At 41.5% G+C, this 17,004-nt stretch carries 18 protein-coding genes; 17 read left to right on the top strand and 1 reads right to left on the bottom strand.

Going from position 1 to position 17,004, the window contains the following annotated elements; translation table 11 throughout:
- Position 1: 1 nt before the first annotated feature.
- Positions 2 to 1,510 (bottom strand): T9SS type A sorting domain-containing protein, encoded by a 1,509-nt coding sequence (locus tag ACYT6F_RS17180; protein WP_472598845.1) that lies wholly within the window; start codon positions 1,508 to 1,510, stop codon positions 2 to 4.
- Positions 1,511 to 2,387: 877 nt separating this feature from the next.
- On the opposite strand from ACYT6F_RS17180, the gene ACYT6F_RS17175 reads away from it, so the two are divergent.
- The 17 genes from ACYT6F_RS17175 (at position 2,388) to traN (ending at position 16,992) form a co-directional block, all read left to right on the top strand.
- Positions 2,388 to 2,831, top strand: coding sequence for a hypothetical protein (locus ACYT6F_RS17175; RefSeq protein ID WP_472598844.1), 444 nt, complete (start codon positions 2,388 to 2,390; stop codon positions 2,829 to 2,831).
- Positions 2,824 to 3,189, top strand: a complete 366-nt coding sequence (gene mobC / locus ACYT6F_RS17170) for a plasmid mobilization relaxosome protein MobC (RefSeq protein WP_472598843.1) — start codon at positions 2,824 to 2,826, stop codon at positions 3,187 to 3,189. Before ACYT6F_RS17175 ends, mobC begins: the two co-directional genes overlap by 8 nt.
- A gap of 11 nt (positions 3,190 to 3,200) precedes the next feature.
- Positions 3,201 to 4,640: a relaxase/mobilization nuclease domain-containing protein gene (locus ACYT6F_RS17165; RefSeq protein WP_472601136.1), complete on the top strand. Its 1,440-nt coding sequence runs from the start codon at positions 3,201 to 3,203 to the stop codon at positions 4,638 to 4,640.
- Between the two features lie 65 nt (positions 4,641 to 4,705).
- Positions 4,706 to 5,356, top strand: coding sequence for a ParA family protein (locus tag ACYT6F_RS17160; RefSeq protein WP_472598842.1), 651 nt, complete (start codon positions 4,706 to 4,708; stop codon positions 5,354 to 5,356).
- Between the two features lie 20 nt (positions 5,357 to 5,376).
- Positions 5,377 to 5,961 (top strand): hypothetical protein, encoded by a 585-nt coding sequence (locus tag ACYT6F_RS17155; protein WP_472598841.1) that lies wholly within the window; start codon positions 5,377 to 5,379, stop codon positions 5,959 to 5,961.
- Between the two features lie 112 nt (positions 5,962 to 6,073).
- On the top strand, positions 6,074 to 6,394 hold the full coding sequence (locus ACYT6F_RS17150) for a DUF4134 domain-containing protein (RefSeq protein ID WP_472598840.1): 321 nt from the start codon (positions 6,074 to 6,076) through the stop codon (positions 6,392 to 6,394).
- 3 nt (positions 6,395 to 6,397) lie between these two features.
- Positions 6,398 to 6,679: a DUF4133 domain-containing protein gene (locus ACYT6F_RS17145; protein ID WP_472598839.1), complete on the top strand. Its 282-nt coding sequence runs from the start codon at positions 6,398 to 6,400 to the stop codon at positions 6,677 to 6,679.
- Positions 6,680 to 6,682: 3 nt separating this feature from the next.
- Positions 6,683 to 9,760, top strand: coding sequence for a TraG family conjugative transposon ATPase (locus ACYT6F_RS17140; RefSeq protein WP_472598838.1), 3,078 nt, complete (start codon positions 6,683 to 6,685; stop codon positions 9,758 to 9,760).
- The gene (locus ACYT6F_RS17135) at positions 9,747 to 10,400 is read left to right on the top strand and encodes a hypothetical protein (RefSeq protein ID WP_472598837.1); all 654 of its coding nucleotides are present in this window, start codon (positions 9,747 to 9,749) and stop codon (positions 10,398 to 10,400) included. Before ACYT6F_RS17140 ends, ACYT6F_RS17135 begins: the two co-directional genes overlap by 14 nt.
- Before the next feature lie 10 nt (positions 10,401 to 10,410).
- The gene (locus tag ACYT6F_RS17130; protein ID WP_472598836.1) at positions 10,411 to 11,094 is read left to right on the top strand and encodes a hypothetical protein; all 684 of its coding nucleotides are present in this window, start codon (positions 10,411 to 10,413) and stop codon (positions 11,092 to 11,094) included.
- 2 nt (positions 11,095 to 11,096) lie between these two features.
- Complete coding sequence (locus ACYT6F_RS17125) at positions 11,097 to 11,762, top strand: hypothetical protein (RefSeq protein ID WP_472598835.1); 666 nt, start codon at positions 11,097 to 11,099, stop codon at positions 11,760 to 11,762.
- 5 nt (positions 11,763 to 11,767) lie between these two features.
- A complete protein-coding gene (locus tag ACYT6F_RS17120; RefSeq protein ID WP_472598834.1) occupies positions 11,768 to 12,598 on the top strand; it encodes a hypothetical protein in 831 nt (276 codons plus the stop codon).
- A 230-nt stretch (positions 12,599 to 12,828) separates the two neighbouring features.
- Positions 12,829 to 13,848: a hypothetical protein gene (locus ACYT6F_RS17115; protein ID WP_472598833.1), complete on the top strand. Its 1,020-nt coding sequence runs from the start codon at positions 12,829 to 12,831 to the stop codon at positions 13,846 to 13,848.
- A 67-nt stretch (positions 13,849 to 13,915) separates the two neighbouring features.
- Positions 13,916 to 14,530, top strand: a complete 615-nt coding sequence (traK, locus tag ACYT6F_RS17110; RefSeq protein ID WP_472598832.1) for a conjugative transposon protein TraK — start codon at positions 13,916 to 13,918, stop codon at positions 14,528 to 14,530.
- 1 nt (position 14,531) lies between these two features.
- Positions 14,532 to 14,885, top strand: a complete 354-nt coding sequence (locus ACYT6F_RS17105; protein WP_472598831.1) for a hypothetical protein — start codon at positions 14,532 to 14,534, stop codon at positions 14,883 to 14,885.
- 33 nt (positions 14,886 to 14,918) lie between these two features.
- The gene (traM, locus tag ACYT6F_RS17100) at positions 14,919 to 16,121 is read left to right on the top strand and encodes a conjugative transposon protein TraM (RefSeq protein WP_472598830.1); all 1,203 of its coding nucleotides are present in this window, start codon (positions 14,919 to 14,921) and stop codon (positions 16,119 to 16,121) included.
- A gap of 4 nt (positions 16,122 to 16,125) precedes the next feature.
- Entirely contained in the window at positions 16,126 to 16,992 is an 867-nt protein-coding gene (gene traN, locus ACYT6F_RS17095) for a conjugative transposon protein TraN (protein ID WP_472601135.1), read from the top strand.
- Positions 16,993 to 17,004 lie beyond the last annotated feature (12 nt).

The raw sequence follows: 17,004 nt of genomic DNA, 5'->3' as shown, positions 1-17,004 counted from the left end.
TTTATTTCTTAATCAATTTAGCACTCGCTGTTTTGTTGTCATTAGTTTTCACGGTCACCAGATACGCTCCCTGAATAAGGTTCTGCGTATTAATCTTGGTTACTTTATTTTTGGTTTTTAAGCTCTGAAGCTGCCTGCCGCCCATATCGTAGACGATGATCTCTGCTTCAAAAGCCAGCCCTGAGCTTGTCGAAGCGGCTCCAATCTCCACATACGCATACTCACTCACAGGATTCGGATAAATCTTAATATCCTGCTTTTCAATCAGCTGGTCAATCAGCTTATCACCCAGCTTTACGATCTTCCAGTTTTCTTTTCCAAGCTCTTCTGCGCTGGTTCCCGCCAGAATTATGGATCCGTCTCTGTTGAGTTTAATATCAGAAAGCCTTTCTTCTCTTTTTCTGGATTCGCCCTTTACATGCTTTCTCCACTGTTCTTCTCCTTTTTCATTCAGATACAGCATCCAGAACGTTTCATCGTCACTTTCAATTTTTCCTTCAGCCTGAGTATATCCGCCCAAAAGAATTCCTTTTGATGATTTATCATCTGAAGCATGCAGTACGCTCATTCCCATCAGCACATCCCGATTCTTAAAGTTGTAGGATTTCTGCCAGATTTCTTCCCCTCTTTCGTTTAAAGAAATCAGCCATAAGTCAGTTCCTTCTTCGATGCCCACGGTTTTATTTCCCGATCTTTCCGATCTTGATTCTCCGCCAACTAAAAAGCCTGTGGAAGTTAAAGCCAATGTTCTTAAATGATCATCTCCTTTCCCTCCGTAATTCTTTTCCCATTCCACATTGCCGTCTTTGGAAAGCTTGATGATCCAGTAATCACCTTCACCGAAATTGCCGCTGGCTTTTGGCATTTGGCTAATAGCTTTCGAAGTGGCGGACCCTGAGCCTGTCGAAGGGTGCATCCCGTTTTCTGCCACCGCTCCGCTTCTCGAATACACTCCGAGCAATGCACCGCCATCTTTTGTTGGAATCATCTTTTCTACTTCATCTAAACCTTTTCCGCCTACAATGAGTTGCGATAATTCTTTTCCGTTTTTATCCAGTCTAACAATCAGGACATCTTTGGATCCGTAACCAATTGTTCCCGTTCCCTGAGGCTCTCGAAGGGAACCTGTCGTTCTATTCCCCGCCACAAAGAATCCCATATCGGTCGTCTGGATCACCGCTCTTGCTTCTTCATCCGAAGCTCCCCCAATGGTCTTCTGCCACAGTTCATCCCCGAACTCATTGATTCTTATTAACCAAAAATCAGATCCCCCTTTAGAATCTTCTTTTTTATCCAAACCTTTTCCGCTGAATGACGTTCCGGCAAGAAGAAAACCTCCTTCCTGCGTATTTACCGTAGCGGATAAAAAATCATGGTTTTGCCCGGAGAAATATTTTTCCCAGACTTCTTCTCCCTGCTGGTTGAGCTTAATTAAATGGAAATCGTAACCGTTGTTGGGCTGCTGGCTGTTGGCTGCTGGCATATTGCTTTTACTTCCAGTTTCCATCATCCCGCTTCCAGCCCTAATAGAACTGCCGGTTATCAGATATTGCTGGTCAATGGTAGTGGTAACCTGCGAAAGAAAATCCTGGGTGGAGGATTTGATGTCTTTCTGCCAGACTACTTCCTAAGCAGAAACACCCAGAACAGAGCATAAGAAAAATGCCCCTGAGTAAATTTTATTCATTCTTACTGTTTATTTCGAGTTATTGATTATTAATTTTAAATCGCTGCAAAAATATTATTTTTATTTCTCTATTAAAAGATATATTATATAAATTTTATGTGAATTATATCATAACATTATATTTAACTTACTCCACAAAACTAAAAACTACATACGACAGAACGTGTCGTTTATTACATAACTTGATTAATAATCGTGTAATTATCTTAAAGCCTGCTTAAAAATGTTACAAGAATGTGCGGATTGGTCTTAAAAACAAGCAACTTTTCTTCGCCACTCTGCAATATTTTGAGCAGGGTATTGTCAAAGTGGCTTAAAAATTGGGCAGCATCTTAGATATTGTGTTTTGCTTTTTTTATTTCAAAGCATTAAGTACACTTTATTAGTATTGAACCTAATACATTGTCATTTCATATCTCTGAAAAAAATCAACGGTATAATTGGCAAGATGTGTCTTTGTATATACAAACTTTTCAAGTTCAGTACGCAAAGACTCTCTTACCTTTTTTGCAAAAAGGGGAAAAGACTTCGGAACTCGTCTTTTTTTTAAATCAGGTATGATATTCCACATTATTCTTTTTTAACCTCCAAAGATTACAAAGAAATCCAGATGATTCCTTTATAGCCCAAGTCCCATTATCACTATTGTTTTCACCGATTTGATGTTCCAACTTTGCAACAGAAATATTAATCAAAAAAGATGAAAACACTTCTTTATTTTTTCTTCAGTCTTTTGACAATATCGGTCTCTGGACAGGCCGGCATCAATACGGCAACTCCTGAAGTCACGCTGGATATCGTTAGGAAACCAATCGTTCCCAATCATTATGACGGGATAATTCCACCTTGTATAACCAGTGATCAATTACCGGAAAAGATTTACTCCGTTCCGAAAAAGAAGACATTACCATTCGTGACGCTTCCTGTTTACATATTGTCAGGGCAACTGATAAATGTGGCAGAACCAGGATTATATTATTTTGACGGAAGCCTATGGCAACCTGCAAAACAGTACCGGTCACTTGGTTTCGCTACAGAGGTTATTCCCACACCGTCAGCGGTTGGAACCTATGTTCTGAAAGTGTCAACGGAATTCCGAGCCGGAGTTCACCATAACAACCTATCTAAGGACAGCCTTGAATAAAGAAGAGAGTAAAAGTTCTGAAGTGATCTTTTTCAGGATCAAAAAGGAGAGAAAGGAGAACTGGAAAAGAATGTGCAGGGAAAGAAATATCTCTCTGACCGGTCTGATCGTTGATTCCGTGGAGAACAGAATTATGGATGATGAAAGAAGAAAGGTTCTGGTATTTATTGAAAAGCAGGATAATATCTTTTCAAAGATCGAGAACAATATCAATCAGGTTGCTAAGATGGTAAACGGTCAAAAGTATATTTCGGAAAGTCAATTGAAACTGTTTTCTGAGCAGCTCAGCGAAATAGCAATACTGAAAGCCAGGCAGAATGCGATTTTTGAAAATATCTACGCATTGCTTTCAAAATGATCGTTAAAGTGATGAAACCAGCGGGAATTAATTTTCCGGGTGTTGATTACAATGACAGGAAGATCGATAAGGGAAAAGGGGAACTGATGCTGATGAAGAACTTTCCGTCATTCATCAATCAGGATAGTGATAAGCAACAGGTCAGGGATTACCTGAAAGCGATATCAAAAAGCAACAAGGTACAAAAACCACAATTCCATGCGGTCATATCTACCAGGTTTCAGGAGCATAATAAAGAAGAGCTGGCCGGGATCAGTGAAGATTTTATGGAAAAATTCGGTTACGGACAACAGCCTTACATTGCAGTTTTTCACAATGATACGGAAAACAATCACATCCATCTTGTTTCAACAAGGGTAAACAAACAGACCGGTAAAAAGATTGATGACAGCTACGAAAAGCTAAAGGCGCAAAAAGCATTAGCCGAAGTCTTGGAAAAACGGTACGGCATCCATGAAGAGGAAAAATTAAATAAACTTTTAAATTACAAAATTGGCTCTTTTCAGCAGCTGCAAACATTGCTTAACAGAAATGGTTATCAGCTTACTGAAAACACAAATGATGAAAAAACCATTACCATTTTAAAAAACGGTGTTGTCCAGCAAAGAATATCAGCAGATCACATGGTCTTTTGCAATAAAGTGAGCGAGACGCGGGTAAGGCAGATCAGAGCCATTTTTTCAAAATACAAACAGTTGTATTCCAGCAAAGTAGTCAGAGTAGATGATTACAGGAAACAGGAAGCCATGCTTCCCGAAGACAAGCAGAAAGTTCAGAGGAAACCGGAGATCGAATTTGAAAGCGAGCTTCAGCAAAAGCTCAGAGACTCTTTCGGCATTGACATCGTATTTCATCATAAGGACGACAAAATGCCTTTCGGTTACACACTGATCGACCATAAAATAGGAACAGTTCATAAGGGCAGTGAGATTATGAAAATGAATGCCATATTTGAATTTACTTCTGCCATAATGGATAAAAGGCTCTTTGAACAATTGGAGGATTATAATATTCCCAATCCGGAAACCAAAGCGGTATTGCTGGAATTTTTAAAAACACGATATCCGGAAGAGGCGCTGAAGGATTTTATGCTCTTTGAGAATAAAAAACTGAAAAGCAGGACAACATTCAATACGGTTAGGAGTGATGTAAAAGAATATCTCAAAAACCAAAGTAAAGAGGATGTGATTATCATAAAAGCGGATGATAAATATTACGCCATCCATACCCGGCTTCACTTTATTGGTGAGCTGCAATCATTGATAGGAGAAAAACAATACCAACAGTTTATGAACCCTCAATTGATCAACGAAAAAGAGAATGAAAACAATTCCGGAAACGAGCTGAAGTTAGCGGTCAACGAAATGATTTTCGACTGGACGAAAAGTTCAGGAACCTCAAAAGATCCGGCTGAGGATGAATTGAAAAAACGCAGGAGAAAGAAGCTCTAAATGAAGAATATCGACTTACAGCCCATAATACAGTCATAATAAAGTAAAACGTAAAAACAAGACCCATGATTATCACATTCGGGACACAAAAAGGAGGAACAGGCAAAACCACATTGGCCATTGCTTTTGCCAATTATATTTCCGGAATATCTGAAAGAAAGGTCAATATATTCGATTTTGATTTTCAGAAGTCATTCTATCATAAATGGAAAGAAGATGAACAGTCGGAACTGCCAAAACTGTATGATGTAGAGATCATCGATGAGGAAAATGAGCAGCCTTTTTCTGATTTTGAACACTTGATTGAAATGAAAGAAAGTGAGGACATCAATCTTTTTGATCTTGCCGGAACCCTTGATGCGCGTTATAGTGACCTTTTGATTTACAGTGATTTTATCGTAATCCCTTTTGAATACTCTAATGTTTCTGCAAAATCAACCCTGGTCTTTATCAACTTTCTGGGACTATTGGAAAGCCAGGCAGAAAGAATATTCATCCGTTCCAAATATGACAAAGGTTATAAATACCAGAATCAGGAGGGGGTGGATGTGGAGATCAGCAAGTATGGGGTGATTCTAAAAAGTCCGGTATTCAAAAGAAATTGTCTTCAGACCATCGATACGCGAAAGCTATCCTATGAACAGAAATATGCGGTCAAAAATGCATTTGCAGAACTGATTGAACATATCAACCATACGCTTGAAATTAATATATAAAGATTCTAAAAATACTTACAATGATTAAAATATTTCTTACGATCCTGGCTGTTTATCTGCTCTATTATGCAGGCAATATTGCTTACGATCTTTTCCTGAAAGAAGAGTCTTCACTCAAAGAAGAAGAGAATGAAGAATACGCCCTGACAGCGTTTACCGGAAATAACCCTACAATAAGAGAAGTTACCATTGATGATGTGGAACATCTTAGCACCCCGAGTTCATTTAGCTCGAGGGGACCGATTTCTTCATTGCAGGAAGAACCGGATGAACCCCACGATCTGGAAGACTGGCGTAGGAAATTTGAATCCGAACAGGACATGGATGCTTTTGAAACCCATCCACAGATTGCTGAACAATCATTGGAACCGAAAAAAATCCCGGAAGACGATCGGGCCGCGAAGGCGAATATTCAGAACACTGAAATAGGAGCGTTTTCAGATCCAATATCTGATATTGTTAAAAACCTTGATTCGAAACGGAAAAACGAAAGTCCTTCTTTGAAACTGAAACAGCAATTCCACCAATTCCTCAGCCTCGCCGAAACCAAGGTTCAGGTTCTTGCTGACCGTGACGGCTATAAGATCTATCACTCTATGCTATAGGATTCAACAACCTTTAAACCCTTTTCCTGATCCGTTTCATTGAGCCGGATAGCACACCCTCTTATCCTTTTTCTGATTAAAAACATAATTCAAATATAAAATTTCACCTATTATGAAGCACAATAGTAAACCTTACCTGACGACAAAAAAATTATGCACAGCAGCATTACTACTTTTTGCCGTGGCACCAGTGTTAGCGCAAGGCGGAGCAACAGCCATCTCTAATGCTGCCAACGATATCAAAGATTATTGGGATCCGATCAAGCTGATCTTGAAGGCCGTTGGTGGATTGGTCGGTTTTATTGGTGGGCTGCGCGTCTATAACAAATGGACCAATGGCGACCAGGATGTCAACAAGGAAATTCTTGGTTATGGCGGTGCTATGATCTTCCTGATCGTTGTTCCTGAATTTGTAACCTCCTTTTTTGCTTAAGCAATGGGATTCTATCTCTACAAGGGGCTGAAGAAGCCTCTTGTATTTTTCGGGCTGAAAGGAAAGTATATCATTTATGCAGTGGGCGTTATCGGCGCAGGTGTCATTGCCGCGCTCATCTTATCCAAATTCGGACTGCTGGGTTCACTTTTGGGAGTGGCAGCTACAGCCGGAGGCGTTTACTTGATATTCAGAAGACAGGACAAATATGGACTTTATGACAAGACCAAAAACTCCGACCAGATCTTCATTTTTCCAAAAAGAATGCATCATAAAAATTACTAAAAAATGGCAACAACAAAGAAGCACACTTTTGATATTCCCTTTATTGGTTACGATTACGGAAAAGATTTCAACCGTGATTTTGATGTGCTGTTTGGGCAGTACGGCAATCCCATCATCGGGATCAGGATTAAAAACATCGTGGAACAGTATTCTGCGGATCCTGACAATTACCTTAATTTCCACACGGTTCTTAACCAGATCGTGTCGATTATCGGAGAGGGAAGGATTGTTCAGAAACTGGACATCTTCACGAAAAAAAAATATACCGTTGAACCATCCGTCCAATTCCTACAGCAAAAGTATTCAGAACACTTTGACGGGAGGTTATTCAAAACCATCGAAACCGTTTTGCTCTTTACCGATATCGTTGATGACAAGCTGAAAAAGAAAATGAAACACTATCATTTTTCGGACAAGAGCTACAAAGAGTTGCGCGACAAATGCCAGAAGGTCTTTATGCTTCTGAAGGAGAGTGGCTGCGAACCTAAATTTTTATTTGAGAAAGATTTTGAATATTATATTTCAGGGATTTTGTCGATGCAGTTTTCCGATGTTCCGGTATTCGACAACATTAAAAGCACCAACTCATATCTGCAGATCGGCAACCGGTTTGTAAGGAATATCGCTTACGTTGATATAGAAAACATCGACCTGCCCTCTGAAATAGAGCCTTATTCCGTACTCGGTGGAAACGGAGCGGCTTCCGAAACAGCCGTTGATAATTTTACCTTCATTAATGAGCTTGAAGATTACGAGACCATTGTTTACAACCAGGTCGTTACCATTCCATTGCAGGCACAACAGCAACGGGAACTCAACAAGAAAAAGAAGAAGCACGAAGGCGCGGCCAACAATTCGCCCTCCAATGCCATCATTGCAGAAGAAATTCAAACGCTTCTGCATAACATCGCTATTGATGGGCAGTTGGTCGTCAATGCTCATTTTTCCCTGCTGTTTTCAGCGAATACACTGGAAGCAATGGAAGGGATACAGTCACAGATTGAAAATAAGCTTTTTACCAAAGGGATCATCGTTTCCAAAAATGCCTATAACCAATTGGAACTATTTCGGGCAGCCCTTCCGGGCAATGCCACTGAACTCAGGGAATATGATCTTTTTATGACAACAAGCGAAGCGGCCTTGTGTTTTTTTTTTAAAGAGAGTCACCCCGTGAATGAAGAATCCAACTTTTACCTCCGTTTTACCGACAGGCAAGGCGTACCATTAAAAGTGGATCCTTCAGACCAGCCGATGCAAACCGGAAGGATCAATAACCGGAACAAGTTCGTGCTGGGACCCAGCGGCTCCGGTAAGTCATTCCTGATGAACAATATCATCGAGCAATATCTGACCTACAATTATGACGTGGTCATTGTCGATACCGGCGATTCCTATTCAGGTACCTGCCAGTACAAAGGCGGAAGATATATCCAGTACACTGAAGAAAAACCCATTACAATGAATCCTTTTCTGATGGATAAAAAAGAGTTCAATATTGAGAAAATAGAATTTTTAACCAACCTGATCTTCCTGATCTGGCAGGGTCCGGATGCAACGGTGTCCTCTGCTCAGAAATCCATCCTAGATAATGTACTGATGTCCTATTATCACCAATATTTCAATTCAGGAACACAATGGTATGAGCATAAAACGTCAGAAGAGCTTATTCTTTATCTGAGCAAATACAACATTCACGAAGAGGATATCCACACTGACCGGTCAGCGACCCGAGGCAGTTCTGAAAGTAACTATTATGATATTTTGGGACTTCCGTTTGATGCTTCTTTAGATCAGATTAAAGAGACAGGAAGGAAACTTCTGAAATCTTACCATCCGGATAAAAACCTGAATAACCCGCATTATGACAGCGAGAGGTTTTATAAAGTTTATGAAGCATATCAAACGCTGAGTGATGAGTACAGAAGAAAGATCTACTATGAAACACAGCTGATCCTTGTAAAATCAAAAGATATCGTAGAATGTCCGGAATCCATATCGGAAGAGGATCAAAGTTTCCGAAAGGCTATTATTATAAAGATCAAGGGACTCGAAGAAAAGCTTAAAGCCAAAGATCTTTCGTTCAACGGATTCTATGATTACTGCGAAAAATTCCTACCGCTTTATCTCAATAACAAGAAGCACAGCATTACGGAAAAAGAATTCAACCTTCGGACATTTTTGTTCGTATTAAGGGACTTTTACAAAGGCGGCAGGTACGGAACAACTTTAAACGAGTCTGCTGACAATACACTTTTCAACGAATCATTCATTGTCTTTGAGATCGATAATGTGAAGGATAATCCGAAGTTGTTTCCAATTGTTACGCTGATCATTATGGACACCTTTATTCAGAAGATGAGGCTTAGAAAAGATCGCCGTAAAGCCCTGATTATCGAAGAAGCATGGAAAGCGATTGCAAGCAATCTGATGGGCGGGTATATTCTGTATCTGTACAAGACCGTAAGAAAATTCTGGGGCGAAGCGGTTGTGGTCACCCAAGAATTGGACGATATTATTGGAAATGCAGTGATCAAGGACTCTATTATCAACAACTCCGATACGTTCATCCTGCTGGATCAGACAAAATTCAAGGACAACTTTGACCGCATTGCGGCGCTGCTTTCCCTGAATAAAGTGGAGCAAAACAAGATCTTCACAATCAACAATCTTAACAACAAATCCGGACGAAGCCGTTTCAAAGAATTTTACCTGAAGCGAGGTTCCAAAGGTGAGGTCTATGGCAACGAGGTTTCGCTTGAACAGTACCTGACCTACACCACTGAAAAGCCTGAGAAATCAGCAGTTGAATATTATGTACGGAAATATGGCAACTACGATGAAGCCCTGCTGAAGATCGTAACGGACTTAAAAGCTTTTGGTGACAGTCTTGAAAACCTGGTGTCCCTGGTCAATTTATACCAGAATCCTTTAGACCAAAAGGTTGTTTCCTACTATCAAATGATGAAGAAAAACCATCCCGGGAAAAATTTCTTCAAGATCATCACTCGGGAACTGGAAGAACGAAATATCAATTTCTCTGAATTAATCCATAAAAACGAATATCAGTATGAAAAAGCTTAGCCTGCTATTTTTAGGATTCTGTGGATGCCTATCCGCTCAGAATACCTACATCGACCCTACCGTAACGGCTGCAATGATCCTCTATTCGGAAAATCTGAAAACCAAACAGAACGAGGTCATTGAAGAAACGTCCAAACTAAAGGATGCCCAGACGTGGGTTGGAACCCAGATGGTTGCTGCCAACGAAATACAGAATAAGATATTAAAAGGCTTAAAAGAAGTTTCCGGAACCTTACAAAACGGGATCCAGGTACAGGAAATTTATTCTGAGCTGAACAAATGCTATACCTATTCCTCGCAGGTCGTCCAGTTAGCCTCACAGCATCCGCAGTATGCCATTTTCGGCGTAAAGGCTTCACAGAAAACCTACGAGCAAAGCCTGAAGATAGTTACCGATGTAACTGATATTCTGGCATCGGGAGAGCTGAACCTGGCGACGGCAGGTGACCGCTACAAGATCCTGCACAACATTTCAGGAAATGTAAAAAGCCTCAAACTGTGGTTGCTCGCCATCAAGCTGAGACTGGAAAAAGCAAACCGTCTGGGATTCTGGAATTCCATTAACCCCTTTGCCAGCTACATCAATACCGATAAGGCCATTGTGGATGACATTATGAACCGCTACAAAAGAAATTTTTAAAACGCTTGTGATGAAGAAGATTTTTTCAACGCTGCTGATCCTTATCGGATATGTCGTTATTACCTCTTCCGGCGGTAGCTCCACGCCTGCCTGGGAACAGGAGAATGTTTCTTTCCCAATGATGGATATTGAGATCAACGCCACGATGAAAGAACACGACCGGCAGAAAGAGATGCGGCAAAAGCAAACACTCAATGCTTCGGTGGAAGCTGCCAACCAAACCCAATGGAAGAACTTCAAAGATAAAGTGACCAAAATACAGGACCGACTAAGAATCGTATCATTTGCCATCCAGGCTCTTCCGGCAGGAGTAGCGATTAACAGGGAAATCAATAAAATAACGGAAAACCAGACCGCCATTATCAATGAGATCAATACGGCGCCTTATTCCATAATTGCAGTATTGCCTTCACAGATACAGTTTGTAGATGACCTGCAAATGACCTTGCGGTTACTCACAGGAATTATTCTGTCCTACGGAGCCATCAACCAGATGGAACAATCCGAACGGAAGATCTTACTGGATTATGCGGTGGGTGAAGTCAAAACACTCAGCAGAAATTCCACCTATATGCTCTTAAAAATAATGGACATCAAAGTCAAGGTTTTACGGAACAAAAGAGCCTTCCAGTATTATGTCAACCGAGACAAACAGGTAGTGGAAAGTATTATAAATAACATCAAATCCTTTTAACAATGAAGAAAATAATAGTTACAGGAACATTTCTCTTTTCTGTCCTTACCGTTAACAGCCAGCAAATTGTCATCAATGATAAGCTGCTGACCCAGATCACCGTGAATCACGGGGTACGTCTGGCGAGCGAACAGGCTTTCCTGAATTCTTATGAGAAACAGAAAGAATTATACGACGATATCAACAATAAAACAATGCAGGTGATCGCCATCCAGGAATACATCTGCCAGCAGCTGAAGAATGTCAACTCGGCACTGACCCAGAGTAAAAAACTGGTCTATCTATACCAATATTTGGGAAGGATCGTCACGAATTCCAACAAAATGATGGATCTCTCTGCACAACACCCTGAATACGCCGCCCTAGTCTCAAAATATTATGTCGAGATCGGGAAGCAGATCCTAAAGCTGCAGCAGGAAGTGACGCAGGAGATTCTGAATGAGGATAAGGATTTCCTGATGGATGCCAGCGACCGGGAAATGCTGATCGAAAAAGTGTTTACACGGGTAAGGAACATCCACGGGAATGTTCTCTACATCATTTTACGACTGGAGAACTCTAAGAAAATACCATACCTGTATCAGGTTCCGGTACTTCGGAACTATATAAACATCGACAGAGCGATTGTCGGAGATATCATCACAAAATACAAATACATCTTCAATTAATAATTATGGAAACATTATTTAAAAAAGGAAAATTTTTGGTCTTTCTATTTCTTGCGTTTGCCGTATCAGCACAAGTAAGCGTGAAAAGGCTGAACGATCCTTCGATTGTGGCCCAGCACAAACGGATGACCTTCGAGAGCTGGGGCGACTGGCGGCCTTATCCAAAATATTTTCTGGGTATCCAGACCAATTTTGCTTACGCAACGGTTTGGGGAATATGGGCTCCCAAAATCAACCGGGATTATAAGGATGGGGACGATATCCGACCGCTGAAACCTACCGGAGAACAAAATCTGCGATTTGCCCAGCTCAAATTCCAGGAAGAAGAGGCAAAGAAAATTAAAGCCGCTTCCGACACGATTTACAAAAGAAGCGTCCAGGACCTTGCCCACTGGACTTCGGCTACAGTGGATGCTGATCCGTTATGGCTCTTGTATTACAAACGAATGCTCAAACCGATAACGGAATTTCCGGATACTCCACAGAATTTTATCGAATGGCGGTTAAAAGATGAACCCACTTATGAAGCTCTTAACGCCACCGGAACATTAAAACGATGGCAGGAAGAGCTGGACCTGATCAAGGAAAAATATTCAATGTCAAGGTCTATGGATATGCCGAGGGGAAAACGTTTTGTGATGTATCACGAGACACTCATCCGGTGGCGGAAATTTGTTCAGGAACTGGGAAAGTACAATAACCGGACAACGCTTCTTCTGGATTACAAAAACATCCTGAACAGCCATTTATCAACCGCTTTGCCCACACAATGGACGCCCGCTTCAGACCGGGAAATTGTTCAAAACGTGATGCAGCAATATAAACACAGATATTAGAGATGAATAGAAAACGAACATTAATATTTTGCCTCCTGACGATCTTTTTACCGGTCATAGGCTTTGCCCAGACCGATGGCGATTACAGCAACCTTCTTCAATTCCTCAAAGGTGATGGTGCGTTTGAAAAGTGGTTTATGGAGGTATTTACCAAGCTGGACACCAGCATTCAGGACAGCGCCCAAGGTTCCGCACTGGTCGGAAGGGCAATCGGTGGATTAGGCGCATTGATGTATCTCGGCTATATGGGCTGGCAGATGGCCTCCGGAGACCGTGAATGGGAAATTGTCCCGATGCTTAAACCTATTCTTATCGGGTTTACCCTGGTGTATTGGACGGGATTTGTCAATCTGATCCAGGCACCGTTTGAAGCCATCGCCGAACCGGGCATTGCTATTTTCAGCGACATCGAATCCGAGGTTAATGACCTAAGGGTCCAGCGGTTCAAAAAACAACAGCAATTGCTTGATGCGGTCATCAAGCTCAGCGCCGAGGAGGATGCCAAGCAGGAGGTCATAAACAATACCTCTAAAGATGCGGATGACTCGTGGTTTGACATCAGTGACGGGATTGATAAGCTTTTGCAGCCCATCAAAGAATGGCAGATCAGAATGGAATTTCAGATGCAGAAACTGATTGCCGAAGTAATAGAATTTGTATGTCTGTCTATCCTGAGAATCTGCGTTTATCTGATTTTCTTTATCCACAAGATCTGGGCTTACATTCTAATTATTCTGGGTCCGATTGCAGTGGGAATGGCACTGGTACCGGGATTTGAAAATTCGCTGTACAGCTGGGTATCCAAATTCATCAATGTTAACCTTTACACTTTTGTGGCCTACACCATCATCAACATCGGCCAACAGCTCATCGCCTCAGGCTATACGATGGAGATCGAGCGGTACGACACTTTACTAACGAACGGCACCGTGACCAACTTGGATGCGCTGATGGTCTATGTGACTAATTCAGGAATGATCTATAACCAGCTCTTCACCTGTGTCGCCTATATAGTGACAGGTATCGGAGTGCTGATGACCCCAACCATTGCGGACAGCATTGTCTCAGCAGGCGGAGCCGGGGCGATGACGAAAATGAAAAATGCCGCAGGAAAAGTTGCCAGCAGTGCTAAAACAGCGGTATTGACCGTAAAAACAGGCGGTGCGGCAGCAGCAGCAACAGCTGCCAAATCAGCTGCAGCTGGTACTGCATCCGGAAGAGTCCAAGACGCTATGAAAAACGGAAAATAGGTCTCATCACTAATTGAAATGATGGCTTGCCATTAACCAATAACAATCAACCAACAACTAAAATAAGATGCTAATTAAAAATATAGAACAGCGAATCAGGATCAATAAGATCGTTTCATTATCAGCTATTGGCTTTGCTGCATTCCTGGTCATTGCAGGGTTTTTCTTTTCTTATCGGATGATCCAGGATTCCCGAAGATCCATTTATGTTCTCGATAATGGGGTTCCGGTGTTGGCCAAGCAGACGGATGTGCTCTTGAACCGGCCGGTTGAATACAAGGCTCAGATCGAATTGTTTCACCGTTTGTTTTTTACGCTGGCTCCAGACGATGCCTATATCAAGGAGAATATTCAGAAATCATTGTATTTGATTGATGACAGCGGGAAGAAGGAATATACCAACCTTCGGGAAAAAGGATTTTACAACCAGATTATCGCTTCCAGCTCAATGGTCAGCATCCAGGCCGATTCGATTGCGCTCAATATGGAGCAGAAGAAATTTCAGTTCTTCGGAAAGCAGATGATCACCAGGAAATCCTCAGTCATTACCCGAAAGCTCATCACCGAGGGTTTCTTTGAAAATATAATCCGGAGCCCTAACAATCCTCACGGGGTTATGCTCAGGAATTGGCGCATCATCGATAATGAGGAGCTCTCCAATCAAACTAAAAACTCCTATTAATATGAATGCTTTTCTAAAACAAACCGGCAAAAAGTGGCTGGAACGTGTGGCTAAAAATCCGAAAAGGTTCTTTATGTATTCAATGATCATTCTTTCGGTCTCATTTATAGGCTCGCTGATACAGGGAATCTTCTTCCCTTCTGAAACAACTTTTAGTATAAAGCCGCCGGTTCTTTATTCCAAAAATGAAATCGGTCAGAATAAGGCTTCCGGTCAGGATAAGGCAATGGAAAAGATCGTCGGCGAGCTGAAATTACTGAAAGAAAAAAGAGACCGGAATGCTTTACAAAAAGAAGACAGCCTGAGGATCGAGTTTCTGTTTAACCGATACCAGCAATTAAAAAATAACCGGTAACACCCTTAGCAGTTATAAAAAAATCAAAACGCAATGAAGAAGATTAATTTCAGACAGAAAAAATATGTGCTGCCGCTTTTGGCTCTGCCGTTCCTGCTTCTTTTTGGGTACGTAGGTGCGGAGTTCTCGAAAGAGGATAAGCCAAAAGACAAGCCCAAGGAGCTATCCCTTTCATTCGGTGAAACGAAGGATTCGATTATGAATAAAAATGATGCCTACGATGCATTCTTCAGGAAAGATGATAATCGTACGATGCTGGAAGGACTGGATCAAGAACAGGACAGCCTGCTGAACTATGATGACCAGCTGTCGTTAGCACAAAAAAGAAAAATTGATTCTCTTAAAACGGTATCCTCAAGGCAAAATCGATACCAGCCCAAAGAAAAGCTTTCATCCTATTATGATTTTAAACAGCGTAGTGAGGATAAAGATTATAAAAGGTCAGCGGAAATGATCCGCATGCTGAATGACAAATCATACGGAAGAGCGGAACCTAATATCTTAGCTGAAAGCCCTAAGGCGACACAAAGCGTTCATCCTGATCCGGTCAAATACCTGAAGCAGCAGATGCTCGTGATGGATTCCCTGGAAAAAGCGAGAGACCCGGAATACCAAAGCAAATTGGCAGCTGAACAGCAGCTGAAAGCCAATAAGGAAAAGATGGACGAGTTTCTTAACTCCACCTTCAATGTCAGCAAGTCAGGAATCAAGGATGTGTTCAATGCATTCTATAAAGAACATGAGAACAGCTTTATCAAGGCAGTGATAGACGAAAACAACAAAGGCTTTCTCGGCAGCCGGATCAGGTTCCGTTTACTGGAGGACATTTTTGTCAGCAACCGAAAGATCAGCAAGGGTTCTATTCTCTATGGGCAGATTTCCGGATTTTCCATGCAAAGGGTTGACCTTAAGATCGTATCGGTATTTACCCAGGGAGAGATCTTTCCCGTTAACCTATCTATTTACGATGTGGACGGGATGAAGGGTTTATATGTTCCGCAAAGCGTGTTCCGGGATATGATCCGCGAAATGGGAAGCAATTCGGTTCAGGGAACGCAGCTGGATATGGGCGGACAGGGCTTCTTTACCAGCATCGGTTCCAAGTTGTTTACTTCCACATCAAAATCCATCGCCAATCTCATCAAAACCAATAAAGCCAAGCTGAAGTACAACTCCTATGTATTCCTGATCGACGAAAAACAACTCAAAGAATCACAGAACAAACAAAATCAATAAAATGATGAAAACCTTATTATACAGCCTGCTGCTGTTCACCGCGCAATCGTTAAGAGCACAAACCGCTATCCCTGAGCAGATTATTTCTAATCTGCCGGAACTTGAAATTACCGAAGGGATTAACCTTCATATGATCTCACCGGAACCGATTCAGTATGTTGATTTGTCCACCGCTCAACTGACCGGTGATCTGCCGGCACCAAATATTGCGAGAATAAAAATTACCGATAATCCCATCTCTGAAAAGGATAAGAAAAAACAATCCTTTCATTTTTTCAGCGGCGATACGGTGGGCATTATCACCGTTGTCGGTCAATCGTTCATCGCGCAGTATAAAGCGGTGTATAGAAATGCGGATAATCTAAATACGGTTACCAATATCCACATCCAGCCCGAAGCCATGCAGCCTATCGAGTTCGATAAAATGAGTTTCTCGAACCGTGAACTCAGGAAGTTTGCCCTAGATATTATTCAGAAGAAGGCCGATAAAAAGCCGGTACGAACTGAAAACAGCCTAAATCTCGGTATGCAGCTCAATAATGTATATGTTATGGGAGATTATATTTTCCTGGATATGACCTTTAAAAACATTTCCAACCTAAGTTATGATCTGGAGGCCCTTAAGTTTTCTATTGAAGATAAAAAGATCCACAAGACCACCAATAATCAGAGCATTGAAATGACACCGGTGTTTCAGGTGAACGCGCAAAAGCATTTCAGGAAGAACTTCAGGAATATTTACGTGTTCAAAAAGTTCACCTATCCCAATTCCAAGGTGATGATGATCCGTCTTATCGAGGAACAGCTATCCGGAAGGACCATCGAAATGAAAGTAAACTACTCGGATATTCTTAAAGCCGACACCTTCTAACAGGCAGGGCCT

The organism is Chryseobacterium sp. NG-CE01 (assembly GCF_055695505.1).
Note: the sequence above shows the minus strand (reverse complement) of the source record. Positions and strands in the feature narration are given on the sequence as shown.

What these genes read in the sequence shown, in the direction of transcription:
- ACYT6F_RS17180 (WP_472598845.1), bottom strand. Translation starts at nt 1,510, where the DNA reads ATGATGGAAACTGGAAGTAAAAGCAATATGCCAGCAGCCAACAGCCAG.
- ACYT6F_RS17175 (WP_472598844.1), top strand. Translation starts at nt 2,388, where the DNA reads ATGAAAACACTTCTTTATTTTTTCTTCAGTCTTTTGACAATATCGGTC.
- ACYT6F_RS17165 (WP_472601136.1), top strand. Translation starts at nt 3,201, where the DNA reads ATGAAACCAGCGGGAATTAATTTTCCGGGTGTTGATTACAATGACAGG.
- ACYT6F_RS17160 (WP_472598842.1), top strand. Translation starts at nt 4,706, where the DNA reads ATGATTATCACATTCGGGACACAAAAAGGAGGAACAGGCAAAACCACA.
- ACYT6F_RS17155 (WP_472598841.1), top strand. Translation starts at nt 5,377, where the DNA reads ATGATTAAAATATTTCTTACGATCCTGGCTGTTTATCTGCTCTATTAT.
- ACYT6F_RS17150 (WP_472598840.1), top strand. Translation starts at nt 6,074, where the DNA reads ATGAAGCACAATAGTAAACCTTACCTGACGACAAAAAAATTATGCACA.
- ACYT6F_RS17145 (WP_472598839.1), top strand. Translation starts at nt 6,398, where the DNA reads ATGGGATTCTATCTCTACAAGGGGCTGAAGAAGCCTCTTGTATTTTTC.
- ACYT6F_RS17140 (WP_472598838.1), top strand. Translation starts at nt 6,683, where the DNA reads ATGGCAACAACAAAGAAGCACACTTTTGATATTCCCTTTATTGGTTAC.
- ACYT6F_RS17135 (WP_472598837.1), top strand. Translation starts at nt 9,747, where the DNA reads ATGAAAAAGCTTAGCCTGCTATTTTTAGGATTCTGTGGATGCCTATCC.
- ACYT6F_RS17130 (WP_472598836.1), top strand. Translation starts at nt 10,411, where the DNA reads ATGAAGAAGATTTTTTCAACGCTGCTGATCCTTATCGGATATGTCGTT.
- ACYT6F_RS17125 (WP_472598835.1), top strand. Translation starts at nt 11,097, where the DNA reads ATGAAGAAAATAATAGTTACAGGAACATTTCTCTTTTCTGTCCTTACC.
- ACYT6F_RS17120 (WP_472598834.1), top strand. Translation starts at nt 11,768, where the DNA reads ATGGAAACATTATTTAAAAAAGGAAAATTTTTGGTCTTTCTATTTCTT.
- ACYT6F_RS17115 (WP_472598833.1), top strand. Translation starts at nt 12,829, where the DNA reads ATGTATCTCGGCTATATGGGCTGGCAGATGGCCTCCGGAGACCGTGAA.
- traK (WP_472598832.1), top strand. Translation starts at nt 13,916, where the DNA reads ATGCTAATTAAAAATATAGAACAGCGAATCAGGATCAATAAGATCGTT.
- ACYT6F_RS17105 (WP_472598831.1), top strand. Translation starts at nt 14,532, where the DNA reads ATGAATGCTTTTCTAAAACAAACCGGCAAAAAGTGGCTGGAACGTGTG.
- traM (WP_472598830.1), top strand. Translation starts at nt 14,919, where the DNA reads ATGAAGAAGATTAATTTCAGACAGAAAAAATATGTGCTGCCGCTTTTG.
- traN (WP_472601135.1), top strand. Translation starts at nt 16,126, where the DNA reads ATGAAAACCTTATTATACAGCCTGCTGCTGTTCACCGCGCAATCGTTA.